General features: G+C 68.2%; 10 protein-coding genes and 3 pseudogenes. 6 read left to right on the top strand and 7 right to left on the bottom strand.

What is annotated here, in order from left to right:
* Positions 1-172: 172 nt before the first annotated feature.
* Positions 173-703, top strand: a complete 531-nt coding sequence (locus RM423_RS22575; RefSeq protein WP_311425303.1) for a carboxymuconolactone decarboxylase family protein — start codon at positions 173-175, stop codon at positions 701-703.
* A 454-nt stretch (positions 704-1157) separates the two neighbouring features.
* Here RM423_RS22575 and RM423_RS22580 read toward each other — a convergent pair whose 3' ends face one another.
* Positions 1158-1682, bottom strand: a complete 525-nt coding sequence (locus tag RM423_RS22580; protein WP_311425304.1) for a MarR family winged helix-turn-helix transcriptional regulator — start codon at positions 1680-1682, stop codon at positions 1158-1160.
* A gap of 82 nt (positions 1683-1764) precedes the next feature.
* On the opposite strand from RM423_RS22580, the gene RM423_RS22585 reads away from it, so the two are divergent.
* Entirely contained in the window at positions 1765-2376 is a 612-nt protein-coding gene (locus RM423_RS22585; protein WP_311425305.1) for an NADPH-dependent F420 reductase, read from the top strand.
* 49 nt (positions 2377-2425) lie between these two features.
* A complete protein-coding gene (locus RM423_RS22590) occupies positions 2426-3049 on the top strand; it encodes a malonic semialdehyde reductase (protein WP_311425306.1) in 624 nt (207 codons plus the stop codon).
* A gap of 332 nt (positions 3050-3381) precedes the next feature.
* Here RM423_RS22590 and RM423_RS22595 read toward each other — a convergent pair whose 3' ends face one another.
* From RM423_RS22595 to RM423_RS26010, 3 genes and pseudogenes are all read right to left on the bottom strand, one after another.
* A complete protein-coding gene (locus RM423_RS22595) occupies positions 3382-4332 on the bottom strand; it encodes a G1 family glutamic endopeptidase (RefSeq protein ID WP_311425307.1) in 951 nt (316 codons plus the stop codon).
* A gap of 733 nt (positions 4333-5065) precedes the next feature.
* A complete protein-coding gene (locus tag RM423_RS22600) occupies positions 5066-6025 on the bottom strand; it encodes an aldo/keto reductase (protein WP_311425308.1) in 960 nt (319 codons plus the stop codon).
* A gap of 455 nt (positions 6026-6480) precedes the next feature.
* Positions 6481-6612 (bottom strand): annotated as a pseudogene (locus tag RM423_RS26010) (SDR family oxidoreductase); the annotation flags it as partial.
* 173 nt (positions 6613-6785) lie between these two features.
* Here RM423_RS26010 and RM423_RS26015 point away from each other — a divergent pair.
* Together RM423_RS26015 and RM423_RS22610 are read left to right on the top strand one after the other, a co-directional pair.
* Positions 6786-7164 (top strand): annotated as a pseudogene (locus tag RM423_RS26015) (ketol-acid reductoisomerase); the annotation flags it as partial.
* A 51-nt stretch (positions 7165-7215) separates the two neighbouring features.
* The gene (locus RM423_RS22610) at positions 7216-7671 is read left to right on the top strand and encodes a cupin domain-containing protein (protein ID WP_311425310.1); all 456 of its coding nucleotides are present in this window, start codon (positions 7216-7218) and stop codon (positions 7669-7671) included.
* A 257-nt stretch (positions 7672-7928) separates the two neighbouring features.
* Here the strand turns inward: RM423_RS22610 and RM423_RS26020 are convergent.
* The 3 genes and pseudogenes from RM423_RS26020 to RM423_RS22625 form a co-directional block, all read right to left on the bottom strand.
* Positions 7929-8240 (bottom strand): annotated as a pseudogene (locus RM423_RS26020) (SDR family oxidoreductase); the annotation flags it as partial.
* Positions 8241-8480: 240 nt separating this feature from the next.
* A complete protein-coding gene (locus RM423_RS22620) occupies positions 8481-9764 on the bottom strand; it encodes a nucleotide disphospho-sugar-binding domain-containing protein (RefSeq protein ID WP_311425312.1) in 1284 nt (427 codons plus the stop codon).
* Positions 9765-10029: 265 nt separating this feature from the next.
* On the bottom strand, positions 10030-10944 hold the full coding sequence (locus tag RM423_RS22625; RefSeq protein WP_311425313.1) for an IS982 family transposase: 915 nt from the start codon (positions 10942-10944) through the stop codon (positions 10030-10032).
* Positions 10945-11183: 239 nt separating this feature from the next.
* Between RM423_RS22625 and RM423_RS22630 the strand changes: the two genes are divergently transcribed.
* Complete coding sequence (locus RM423_RS22630) at positions 11184-12617, top strand: IS1380 family transposase (RefSeq protein ID WP_311425314.1); 1434 nt, start codon at positions 11184-11186, stop codon at positions 12615-12617.
* Positions 12618-12896: the final 279 nt, after the last annotated feature.

Genomic DNA, 12896 nt, shown 5'->3' on the forward strand with positions numbered 1-12896 from the left:
TCGATGAGCGAGGAGACGATCGTCGACGAGGTCCGAGCACTGATGATCGAGCGGCACCCGGACTGGTCCGGGCAGGAATGGATCGAGCAGGGGGTGGGCTGCTTGTGCGCCGAGCATGTGGCGTGACCGGCCTAGTGGCCTCTGTGCGTGACGACCAGGAAGGAAAACCTCGATGAGCGATATCCCGGACGCGCGGGAATCCCGGAGCAGACGAGCGGGCGGCATCTCGGCCTACGCCAAGATCTTCGGGGTTCCTGAGCAGGAGGTGCCTGCAGTCTTCGCCGCGCGTGTCGGGTCGACGTTCGCCGAGGAGGCACTTCACGCAGCCGGGGGACCCGCATGGTCGCACCCCGCTCTCACCGGACGCGACCGCAGCATCGCCATCATCACCGCCCTGGCCGGCCAAGGCGTGTCCGGAGACCGCTTGAGCACCCACCTGCGGCTGGGCCGGCAGCACGGGCTCGACGAAGACGCACTCAGCGCACTGATGACACTGCTGGCCGGCTACATCGGGTACCCACGAGCGTCCCTCGCCATGGAAACCATCCACAGATCGTTCGCCTCGGGCGGCCAACGCGACACCGCCCCAGTAGGTCGACCACTGTTCGCCGGCAGCGCGACCCCATCGTGGCGTGGTCAAACCCGGATGACGGTGGGATCGCCGACGCTCTCGATCGCGTCGCCGTCGCCGGCCGGGTCATGACGTCCATTCCAATCACCGTGGCAACTGCACTGTCGCAGGACAACGGCAGCGCCGTTGCGAAGATCCCGGGACGAGTTCGTGCCTAGGTGCGTCACCGTCGCCCTCTGTGCACTGCCAATCGTCGGTCGACACCTCACCCGATCCGGCTTCCCGCCGCCGGCGACACTACGGCGTGCGCTCGCGCGCCGTAGTGCAGGCGGGTCGGGGTCAAGCCGACATCGTCAGGTTGAAGACCACGGCGAGCAGGTCCACATCGGCGAGTGGAAACTTGAGCAGGAACGAGCCCGCTCCTGCGACAGGCTGCAGCGGAAGGGTCGATCATCAGCGCCCAGGCCGTCCGGGGCGACCGCGCGGGTCGCCGGTGAGGACGGTGATGCTGGATTGGGTAGCGGCCGATCAGGTTGATGGTGTGCTCGTGGCCGAGGGACGGCTTGCGAATTTGTTCGATTGCGTGCTAGCGGTCTAGGTCTAGGTCATGTCCTTGGCCAAGGCTGCAGCCAGGATAAGACCCGACCCCGCCTTTCCCCAGCGCACGCAGACGATCCTGCACTTTGCCGGAGACCGTGACGAGCGTTTCCAACTCGGCCGCGGTGACGTGGCCGATGAGGACATCGCGGACGTCGCCAACATGCTGCGGGGCTGCGGCCTCGATCAGATCGCTGCCGCGCGGGGTGATGGCGACGACGGCGCCGCGCTGGTCGGTGCGGCATCTCTCCCGTGATGTGAGGCCGCGTTTCTGCATCCGGCCCAGGTGCTGGGACAACCGGCTTTTCTCCCAGTGCAGCAGCTCGCCGAGCTCGAAGGACCTGAGCCGGCCCTCGGGCGCTTCGGAGAGATGGGCGAGGACCTGGTAGTCGGCGTGGGAGAGCCCGCACCGGGTACGGAGCTGGCGATCGATGAACTCAGACAGGCCGTCCTGCATGTCCATCAGGCTGCGCCAGGCGCGCTGTTCTCCCGGGTCCAACCATCGCACCGCCATGCCTTGACGATACCCCTGGTTGACATGTGAACCAACAGCTCGTAACCTTTGGTTCACACGTTAACTAGATAAGGAGGCGGACATGACGACACCAACGCGGCCTGCGATCGTCGGCAGCGGGAACGTCGGCTCTGCACTGGCCCGGCTGTTCGCCCGGGCCAGGATCGAGGTCAGCATCGCCAACACCCGAGGACCGGAGTCCATCTCCGAACTCGCGTCCTCCATCGGGCCGGGCGTTCATGCCGTAGCCGTGGAGGAGGCGTTGGCCAGTGACGTGATCTTCATGGCGATTCCGTTCGGGGCGGTCGAGCAATTTGGCAAGTCTCTGCCGGACTGGAACGGCAAGACCGTCATCGACACCACCAACTCCCACTACACGCCCAACCGGGACGCGGTCCTGAACGGGCGGACCTCCGCCCGATACGTCGCCGAGCACCTGCCCCACGCGAAGGTCGTCAAAGCCTTCAATCAGCTGCCGGCGAACACCTTGCAGGCCGAACTGAACCCCGACGATGGCCGGCGAGTCATTTTCATCGCCACCGATTTCCCGGACGCCGGTGACGAGATCGCCGAGCTCGTCGGCAATCTCGGGCTGGCCGCTGTGCAGCTGGGCCGGACCGACGAAGGCGGCCGGCTTATCGAGGTCCCCAACGCCCTCGTGCTGCGCAACCTCATCGAGCGACCGCTCTTCTAAGTCACGAAGCGCGGCATCCCAGCCCCGGACAAACCCGTAGGAGCTTCCCATGACCGATCTCGCCACATCAACGCCAGCCCAGCTGGCCACCCTGGACGCCGCCGGGCGGGCGACATTGTTCACCGACGCCCGGACCGCGAACACGTTCGCACCCACCCCGGTCAGCGACGCCGAACTGGCCGAAATCTGGGACCTGGCCAAATGGGCGCCCACCTCAGCCAACACCCAGCCCCTGCGCATCCTCTACCTCCGAACCGGACCCGGACGAGAGCGGCTGGTCCCACACATGAACGAGGGCAACCGGACCAAGACCGCCTCCGCGCCCGCCGTCGCCGTCCTAGCGGTAGACACCCAGTTCCATGAGCACATACCGACGCTGCTGCCCTTCAAACCCGAGCTCAAAGATGTCTTTGCCGCCAACGAGACGATGAGAACGACCAGCGGCACATTCAACGCCACCCTGCAAGCCGGCTACTACATCCTCTCCGTCCGCGCGCACGGCCTCGCCGCAGGCCCGATGTCAGGCTTCGACGCCGCCGCCATCGACGCCGAATTCTTCCCCGACGGCCGCTGGCATGCCATCCTCGTCATCAACATCGGACACCCCGGCCCCAACCCGTGGTTCGAACGCCTCCCACGCCTTCACCAACAGGACACCCTCCGCTGGACATAAGACGACCAGCACGCCGTAGCCGGGGGAAATTGGTTTCGACTGCCCAGCCAGGGCCGTGTCCGTCGACACGGCCACCGCGCCGACGGTCACCCCCGCCCTTCTGGCCAGCCCTCGTAGAGAACGCGGTGGCCTTGGATCCGCGCGGGGGAGGGGGGCGTGAGTAGCAATGCTGCAGGATCGTGCGCTAAGCACGGGACGCGGACCACTGGTCAGGCGTTCGGCGAGGTGAGATCGCGTAGCAGTCGAACTTCGTAGCTCCGGAGTAGTTACGGTCCGCGCCGATGTAGCACGTCTCGGCAGATGACGCTGCCCTGCTACCTCGGCGAGGGGGCTCAGGAGTAGTGGTGCCAGTAGTCGGTGAACGTGGTTCCACCTGACACGCCGCCGGGCGCGGCCAGGACGTCACCAGAACTGCCCTCCATGGTGAGGGATTGGCCGCCGTTGGCGATGGTGTATTCGACGTTGCCGAGGTGGGTCTCGTCGTAGCCTGCGTTGGTGATGTTGACGCTGCCGAAATCGGCGAGCTGAGGCAGCTGGCCGTTGATTTGGGTGCGTTCGACGATCCACTCGGCGGAGTTTCCGGGCGCGGTCGAGGACTGTGAGCCGGTGACACATCCTCCGCGGGTGTAGTCGCACATGGCGAAGGTGGCGGTGCCTGAGGCCCAGGAGATGTCCGTCGCGACGTCGTCTCCGATTCTCGGGGTCAGGTTGGTGACTTCCTGCTCGGACTCGCCTGGAACGATCTCGAACCAGAAGTAGTCAGTCTGTGCGCCGCCTGCGGTCACATCTTGCTCTGTCCCGTCCTGGATGAGCTTGCCTGTACCGCTGTATCCGCCGATTCCTGGCCAAATGCTGGAGTAGGCGGCTTGGTCGTTGGATTTGACCGACGGGACGTGCCACTCCATCTGGGCGTAGGTCGGGGCGGTGGTCAGAGCCACGTAGCCAGACCAGTTGCCGCTTGCTGGTAATACGGCGGTTGTTGGGGTTGGGCTTGCCGTCGGGCGAGGGTTTCTGTTGCGTACGGCGCGGCAAGGGACGTCGGTCAACCAGGTGGCGTGCATGCGTGCAGCTTTGGCGAAGAGGTTCGCACCCTTGGGCATGCCGGCCTGCTGCGCGGTGAGCGTTCCGTGCGCTGGGTGTCGCACTGTCACCGCGCCGCCGCACTGGTCGACGTGCGCGATGACCGTCGGCTGGCTTCCGGACGGGGCCGCGATCGCGGGCGCAGCAAGCCCTACCGAACAAGCAGCCACAGCGGTCACGGTGATTACCAGGCGTGCGAACATGGGCGGAGCGTAGGCCTTTATCCCGCTAAGGGGGGCAATAGGCAGAATTCGACTATCCCAGCCCGTGTCAGGCAGCGAGGAAACTGACCGTTTCGGTGTGCCCAGCACTGATCAGCTCAAGGGTGCCGACGCCCGCCGCGGTTGACACCTCGACCGCAACAGATCCGGCTGGGCTGGGATAGGCGTGGAGGATTCGCAGAGCACCCCGCGCCTGGACCTGAACACGCTGGGCACAGCTTCGGGCCACCTCGATCACGACCTGCGAGTGCGGCCCCACCCTCACGGGCTGATCGCTCAATCGTGCCGCTGCGACAATTACCGGCCACACGTATCCAGCAAGCTTCGTTCCGCAGTATTCCAGGGGTTGTCGAGAATGCGAGGGCACCGGGCGGGTGACCAGACCGGACCCGGACACCGGCTGCGTGACAGGCGTCGATCCGTGAGACGACTCCCGACTCGTCGAGCCGCATCCGGCCACGAAGATCAGTAGGAGGACAGCGACCGCGGCACGGACCATGCCCAGACGATACGCCCGGCGGCCGCGGCGATCGCTGCGATCGACTGTTTCGTTACCGAGCCAGCCGTGGCGAGGCACGGTCGCCGCTTAAGCTAAGAGCGACCGTGCGCCCTGGGCGTCTGGGCTCTCCTGCACCGCACGGACGCGCGCCGGAGCCGCGACCCGACGTCCGGCGTCATGCAGCGGGGTCGGCGGCGGTGACCGCCGCCGGGGTCCTCAGTCGAGCGGGACCGTCGCCGAGCGTGACGCGACGGCGTCCAGTGCGGCGAGCGCGGCGTCGTCGAGGACCACCGCGCCGGCGGCGAGGTTGGCCTCCAGGTGCTGGATGTCCGCGGTCCCGGGGATGAGCAGCGTGTTCGGGGCGTGCCGCAGCAGCCAGGCGAGACCGAGCTGCGCCGGCGTGCACCCCAGAGCCTGGGCCGCGGCGCGGACCGCCGGCTCGTCCGTGACCTTCGGCACACCGGGGAACGCACCGCCCAGCGGGAAGTACGGAACCCAGGCGATCCCCTCGGCGACGCAGAGGTCAAGCATCGCCTCGTCCTGGCGGCTCACGAAGCTGTAGGCGTTCTGCACGCAGACGATCCCTGCCGGGATCGCTCGGCGCAGCTGGTCGAGGTCGACGTTGCTCAGCCCGATCGCACCGATCGTTCCTTCCTCACGCATCGCGATCATCACCGCGAGCTGGTCGTCGAGGTCGACCACCTGGTCACCTTCGGCCCGCAGCCCGAACCCGGTGTCGGCGCGTCGCAGGTTCACGACCGGGAGCTGGTCGACGCCGAGGCTGCGCAGGTTGTCCTCGACGCTGGCCCGCAGCTGCTCGGGCCATTGGGCCAAGCGCAGCGGGATCCGGCCGCCGGCGTCGGGGTCGATGCCGACCTTGCTCACCACGAGCACGCCGTCCTGCGGGCGCAACGCCTCGCGCAGCAGCCCGTTGACGAAGCGGTCGCCGTAGAAGTGCGCGGTGTCGACGTGGTCGACGCCGAGCTCAACGGCCCGGCGCAGCAGCGTGAGGGCGGCGCCGCGGTCGTGGTGCAGAGGCTCCAGCTGCATCGCGCCGTAGCCGACCCGGGAGACGGTCCGGCCGGCGAGCAGCCCGGGCCCGCCAGGACGCGGGACGCCCGACGGGGCGACGGCGGTGGCCGCCTGGGCGGGGGAGGGCGCGCTGGTGGACGCCATGAAGGCTCCGATCAGGGACGACGGTTGCGAAGGATCTTCGGTTCGATCGACCGTAGCAGCAGCAACGTTGCCGATGTGTGGTGGTGATCAGCACGGCGTCGCCGCAGGCTAGTGAGGCATGTCCTCGCTGGCTGGGGGCACCTCCCGCGTGCGGGGGACTTCGCCGGCCACGGACGTCGTCACCGACGGGCTGTGGCCTTTGATGGAACCGCTCGTCCCGCCGCGGCCATGGACCTGACCCAGCGCCTCCTCATCACGGACGGCGCGAGCGGCAGGGGCTGAGATTCGGGCGAGTAGGCGCGGACGGGGTAGCAGCATCGAGCGCGGCGAGGCTCCGGGGAAGGCCTCTCCAGGAGACGACCGACCAGTCCCGCGAGGGCCGCCCTCTCACCTCCGGGCCCAGCCACTGCGCGCCTCGCCCAGCAGCAACACCGGCACCGCACCAGCCACTGTGCTCAGGCGCGGAAGGCTGCGACCGAGCCCCGACCGCCGTCGACATCCAGCGACGTGCCGTGCACTCGGGCCGCTTCCTCGCTGGCGAGGTGAATCGCGGCCGCGGCGATGTTGCCCGGGCGGAGGATACGGCCGTACGGTCTGCGGTTTCCCGGTCACCTCCACCGCCCGCGCCGGATCAGCGTCGTTGTGCGGCACGGCTGGCCGTAGCCCGGCTGGATCGGTCGTGGCCGACTTTCAAGGCCCGCAGTGCCTGCTGTCCCGTCGCTGGTGCGCGCGGGGTGCCACGCCGGGCGTCGAAGGGCTCCTGACCGAGGCCGGGTACCAGCCCGAGGTCGCCTACTTCGAGTGCCTGCACGAGATGAAGCTCATCGTCGACCTGATGTACGGAGGTGGGCCGGCGAAGATGCGCTGGAGCCTTTCGGACACCGCCGAGTGCGGCGAATACGTCTCCGACCCGCGCCTGGTGGACGACTCGGTGCGGGCCCGGCTGAACGAGGTCCTGCCCGACATCACCTTCGCCCGCCGCTTCATCGAGGATCAGGACGCGGCGCCAGGAGTTCGCGCGCCTGTGCGCCGAGGCCGAGGGCCACCCGATCGAGGCGACCGGCCGCGAGCTGCGCACGCTGATAACTTTGATGGAGACCACCGACAGCGACCACGTCGAGGGCACGGTCGCCCGCTGAGCGCCCCCACCCGAGTTCCGTCACCACCCCTCCCACGATCTGGAGACACTCATGCTCAAGTTCTCAAGCCCCGGCGCCGTCGTCACGGTGCTCATGACGTCAGCAGTGACCGCAGGTCTGGTCATCGGTGCCCCCTCCGCCGCCGTGGCCACCCCACCGGCCGGTGTGGCCGCGAAGCTCCTCGCCGAGTTCACGGTCGGGAACACCGACTACGTCCTGCGCGAGATCACCATCCAGCCTGGCGGGACGACGGGATGGCACTGGCACGACGGAACGCTCTACGGCGTCGTCAAATCCGGCACGTTGACCCACGAGATGGCCGACTGCACGAGCATCGCGACCTACGCCCCCGGCAGCACGATCCTCGAGGAGAGTGGTGCGGACAAGGTGCACCGCGGCGTGAACACCGGAACGACCCCCGTGGTGCTCGACGTCCTCTACGTGGACCCGAAGGGCACTCCGCTGTCCGAGGACGCCGCGGACCCCGGCTGTCCCGCACTGCCGTAGGTCCGCCGTGGTCACCGGCACTCCACTGACCACCATGGACACGCGGAGCCTGATGGACACGCAGAGCTCCCGCCAATAGGCGTGATCGTCGTCGGCTGGTGAAGTCCGGCGCGGGCAGGCACGGGGTGCCCCGCATGGAGTTGCTGACCGTTTGTGACTGGAGGCCTCCGCGTGCCTGCGCTGCCATCACGCATCTTGGACCCGTTCGTGCTGTCGTGGCGCGGCTGGCGGGCAGGCCCGGGCTGCACTCCGCCGGTCTGGGCGACCCCGCCGTCGACGAAGAGCTCCACGCCGGTGATGCCGCTCGCGTCCTCGCTGGACAGGAACGCGACGGACTTGGCGACCTCCTCCGGACGTATCAGCCGCCCCATCGGAATGCCCTGGCCCATGGCCGCGACCCGCTCGTCGACCTTGTCGGCACGGGACGCTCCTGCGAACTCCAACCGCATCGAAGGCGTGTCGACGGCACCGGGGCTGAACATGTTGAGGCGGATGCCGGTGCCCTTGACCTCTTGGATCCAGCCCCGCACGCATGCGCGCAGCGCAGCCTTGGACCCGCCGTACATGGCGGCACGCAGCGACTGCTCTGGTTGACGCCCGTCCCGCGAAGCGCGACTACAGAGAAGCTGGAACTCCTCGGCGTGGTCGGCAGCTTCCGTGGGTGAGCCCCAGGACTGACACCAGGCCCGGACGTGTCAGTGCGCGTCAGGCGACCGTGACCCGGTCATCGACCACTGCCGAGCGGTGCTTTCTGGGCCTCCACCGATCGCTGCCACCACTGAGCTCCAGCCGCGCCGACGACGCCGACGTCAGGATCGCTCCTGCGCGGCGATCTGCTCGATCGCCGTCATGGCGTCGTACTCGGCGTAGACCTCAGCGATCCGCTCGACGTTGCTTTTGATCTCGGCGTCGCCCAGGACGGCTGCCACGGCATCGGCGATCTGGGCCGGCGTGGGCGTCGAGGTCCGCAGGTCCACGCCGAGACCATGCTGGGCGACGCGCGCCGCGACCAGGGGCTTGTCCTCGGTCGCGCCGGCGATGACGACCGGGACGCCGGCCGCGAGCGCCTGCTGGGTCGCGCCGAAGCCCCCGTTGGTGATGAACAGGTCCGCCTTGGGCAGAAGGGCACCGAAGGGGATGAAGGATTCCACTCTGGCGTTCGCCGGCACCTGCACGGGCAGCGCTGCGACGTCCCTGCCCAGGGCGGCAACGACCAGGACCCCGGCCTGTCCCAGCCCGGTCAGCGCCGGCCCGACGAGCTCGCCGAGGTCGCGGTTCGCCAGCGTCCCCTGGGTGACCACCACGACGGGGCGGTCGGTGTCCAGCTCGGGCCACCAGGCCGGCTCGGACCAGTCCGTCGGGCTGGGCGCCGGGAGCGGACCCACAAAGCGCAGCGAGTCCGGGGCGTCGCTGCGGGGGAACTCGAAGCCGGGGACCGTCAGTGCGCAGAATACCTCGGGCACCGTCGCGACGCCGTCCATGAACCCCGGCACGTCCCCGGTCGCGCCCAGGGAGCGGACGATGCGCTCGATGTGCTCCCGCGAGGGCCGCAGCGCCTCCTGCAGGGCGGCGTTCGCGGCCAGGTTCGCCGTCTTCGCGCTCATGCCGGGCTCGACGGGAGCGGGGCCGAAGGGGGTGGTGTCGCCGCTGCTCATGCCCAGCGGGTTCGCTCCGACGGCAATCCAGCGCCGAGGGCGGATCCCGGATGCTCCAAGGGCGACGGGCCACATCCCCAGGAACGTCGAGTTGGTGATGACCACCTGGTCGGGGTCCGCGCGGAGCAGGTGCTGCAGCAGGTCGTGCTGGGCGGGGATCCCGTCACCGGACAGGTGTGCGAAGTCGAAGTTCAGCTGTTCGGGGCCGGGCTGGGTCCTCGCCCGGTCCGGGAACGCCTCGTCGATGCGCCGGTCGTCGTAGTCAGCAGCACCAGCCAGCGGGACGAAGGTGGCGCCTGCGGCTTCTGCCTGGGCGGCGAAGCGACTGCCGCCGACGAAGGTCACCCGGTGTCCCCGGCCGGCCAGTCCAGCAGCGATCTGGAGCATCGGTGCAGTCTCTCCGCTGATGGGCGGGGCGGCGATGATGGTGCTTGTCATGGCTCTCCTCGATGTTGATGGATGGTGGCCGGGTGGCTCAGCGCCCGGACGCCGGTAGGTGTTCTCGGTGGCGTGGGTTCCAGCCCAGTTCGGTGCGCAGCCGAGTGAGACCGGCGCCGCCGGTGACGAGCGAGCGCATGGATCCCCTGTCTGCTCGAAAGTAGGCTTCGATGACGTGCAGCGCCGCGTCAGTAGGGCGTGCCGACCGGGTCGGAGCAGGTCCAGGAGGTAGGTGCCCGTCCCCTAGATGATTGATTCCAAGCCCTCAGTGGTCATAGGCGAGTAGCGAGCGCTTAACGGGCTGTCCGGTGTGGTTAGGGTGCCGGATCGCAGTGGTCAAGGCCAGGAGGCGTTGTACGACGCGGACGAACACCCCGGTGGTGGTGCGGCCGCCGTGTTGTTCGAGGCCGAGCTGTCCTTTGAGGGTGTCATAGATCGACTCGACGGTCTGCCGAAGGGGCTTGAAGAACCTGCCACCGGGCCGTTCGGGTTCGCCCTTGCGTGCCCGTCGCAGCAGTTGGATTCCTTGGTCGGCGAGGTCGGCTTCGAAGTCGCGGCCGTAGTAGTTCTTGTCGCCGATCAGGATCTGCCCTGGTCGGGAGCCGGCCAGCGTCGGGTCGTCGTGCAGTAGGTCGAGCAGGACCTGACGTTCGTCGGCCTTCGCGCCGGTCAGCGCGTATCCGATCGGCAGGCCGTGCAGGGTCGCGACCAGGTGCAGCCGAAGTCCCCAGAAGTAGCGGGAATGGCTTGCGCAGTAGCCATACTCGGCCCAACCGGCCAGGTCTGAGCGTCGCGTGGTCTCCCGCGAACGGCCACACTCCACAGGGGTGGAGTCGAGGACCCACACGTCGTCGGTCCACAAGCTGGTGTCGCGACTGAGCATTCCGACCAACCAGTTCAACGTCGCGGCCAGCTTGCGGAGCCGCTTGTTGTAGCCCGGCTGCTGGGGCAGATAGGGGAACAGGTGCGTGAGGTGGGCGGCTGCGTGCCCTAGCCAGCGGGCTTCGCTGGTGTGTCCCAGCAGCGCCTGCATCACCGCCAGCGTGATGACCTCGGCGTCACCGATCTTTGGGGCGATCCCGACCGCGGGCCGGTAGGGAAGGCGCTCCGGATGGCTCTTCAGCAGATCGTCGGTACGGGCATAGAGTGCGGTCGCAAGGGTGTCCAGGTCGGCGTCCACGCGAACCTCCTGTTCGGCGTCGGGTAAGCACGCCGATCCTGGGCACCCTTCAACGCCCTCCTGAGCGCAACACGCCGCCGGACCCCTTGGAATCGATCGTCTAGAAGGAATCTATGACTAGCCCTGACGCTTCAAGATCGTTGGTGTTGTCGGTGTGTGGATGAGCGAAAGTGCCTGCCCGGTAAGGGATTCTGAGCTTGCGAAGGTCCAGAGTCACCGAACAGGAAGGCACTTTCGAGGTGCACGTTACTCGTACTCGTCCTGCTGTCGAAGTGTCGGCTGATGGTGTCGGTGTCGTGTCGCATGCCGGGTTGCGGTTGCTGGCCGATTTGGCGGATCGCACGACGTTGACCGCGCAGCTGTCGGCGGTGTTCGCGGCCAGGACCGCGCCGCAGACGGCGCATGATCCGGGTCGGGTGCTGACGGATCTGGCGGTGATGATCGCCGACGGCGGTGAGTGCATCAGCGACATCGCGACGCTGGCTGATCAGCCCGGCGTGTTCGGGCCGGTGGCCTCGGACACGACCTGCTGGCGGGTCCTGGACGCGGTCACCGCGCAAGACTTGGGCGCGGTCGACGCGGCTCGGGCGGCGGCCCGTGAGGTGGCGTGGGCCCAGCGCGGCGAGGCCACCGGCACAGTGTTGCCTGCGTCGTTGGTTGCCGGGGCGCGGCTGCTCGCGCGCGATGGACGGCCGGTGTTGGTGATCGACGAGGACGCCACCCTGGTGATCGCGCACTCGGACAAGGATCAGGCAGCGGCCACCTTCAAACGGTCGTGGGGCTTTCATCCGGTGCTGGCGTTCTGCGACAACACCAACGAAGCCCTGACCGGGATGCTCAGACCCGGGAACGCGGGCTCGAACACCGCCGTCGATCACATCGCGGTCATCGACGCCGCCCTGGCCCAGATCCCGGCCGAGCACCGGCACGGCTACCCGATCCTGATCCGTTTCGACGGCGCCGGCGCATCCAAGGCGCTGCTCGCGCACCTGCACAGCCTGCGCGATCAGGGCGTGGACAGCGAATTCAGCGTCGGCTGGGCGGTCGGCGCCCGCGAACATGCCGCGATCGCGCAGTTGCCCGAGACCGCGTGGACGCCCGCGATCGACGGCGACGGCGACCCGCGCGACGGCGCCGGCGTGCTCGAACTGACCGGCATGTTCGCGACCGGCGCGCTGCGGGACTACCCGGCCGGGATGCGGGTCATCGCCCGCCGCGAACGACCCCACCCCGGCGCCCAACTGGACCTGATCGAAGAACGAGACGGCTGGCGCTACACCTGCTTCGCCACCGACACCCAGACCGGGCAGCTCGCCTGGCTCGACGCCCGCCACCGCGCCCACGCCCGCGTCGAGGACCGCATCCGCTGCGGCAAAGACACCGGCCTGAACCGGATGCCCTCCAAGCGGTTCGCGATCAACCAAGCCTGGCTGGCCTGCGTTCTCACCGCGATCGACCTCATCGCCTGGACCCAGACCATCCTGCTGCACGACGAACCCGCCCTGGCCAAGGCCGAACCCAAGGCGCTGCGCTACCGGCTGCTGCACACCGCAGCCCGACTCGTGCGAGGCGGACGCCGACTCCGCCTGCGACTCGACCGCACCTGGCGCTGGGCACCAGCCCTGGCCCGCGCGTTCCACCGCCTCGCCACGCTGCCCACACCGCTGACCTGACCCGACGGCCACCACATCCGAACGAAGATCACGGACAACCCGGGACCCGAGCCCGGCAAACGAGCACGCCCGGCCACACGACCCGACGGTTGAAGATCAACTCACTGCAAGGACATCAACTTCGCGATCGACCCGAATAAGCAGGGCTAGGGCTAATACCGTTCAGTTAGTGGGTTGTGATCTGGTAGATGGGTGGGTGTTGGGGTCGGGGCCAGGTGGCGTGGTGGGCGCGTTTGACGTGCCATTTGGGCATCTTTCTTTTGATGACGCGGGGTTGGG

This window comes from Jatrophihabitans lederbergiae (genome assembly GCF_031845305.1).
Lineage (GTDB): Bacteria > Actinomycetota > Actinomycetes > Mycobacteriales > Jatrophihabitantaceae > Jatrophihabitans_A > Jatrophihabitans_A lederbergiae.

Bases quoted from the DNA above. Each gene is read 5' to 3' on its own strand.
- RM423_RS22620 (WP_311425312.1), bottom strand. From the start codon at position 9,764: ATGACAAGCACCATCATCGCCGCCCCGCCCATCAGCGGAGAGACTGCA.
- RM423_RS22595 (WP_311425307.1), bottom strand. From the start codon at position 4,332: ATGTTCGCACGCCTGGTAATCACCGTGACCGCTGTGGCTGCTTGTTCG.
- RM423_RS22600 (WP_311425308.1), bottom strand. From the start codon at position 6,025: ATGGCGTCCACCAGCGCGCCCTCCCCCGCCCAGGCGGCCACCGCCGTC.
- RM423_RS22590 (WP_311425306.1), top strand. From the start codon at position 2,426: ATGACCGATCTCGCCACATCAACGCCAGCCCAGCTGGCCACCCTGGAC.
- RM423_RS22585 (WP_311425305.1), top strand. From the start codon at position 1,765: ATGACGACACCAACGCGGCCTGCGATCGTCGGCAGCGGGAACGTCGGC.
- RM423_RS22575 (WP_311425303.1), top strand. From the start codon at position 173: ATGAGCGATATCCCGGACGCGCGGGAATCCCGGAGCAGACGAGCGGGC.
- RM423_RS22580 (WP_311425304.1), bottom strand. From the start codon at position 1,682: ATGGCGGTGCGATGGTTGGACCCGGGAGAACAGCGCGCCTGGCGCAGC.
- RM423_RS22610 (WP_311425310.1), top strand. From the start codon at position 7,216: ATGCTCAAGTTCTCAAGCCCCGGCGCCGTCGTCACGGTGCTCATGACG.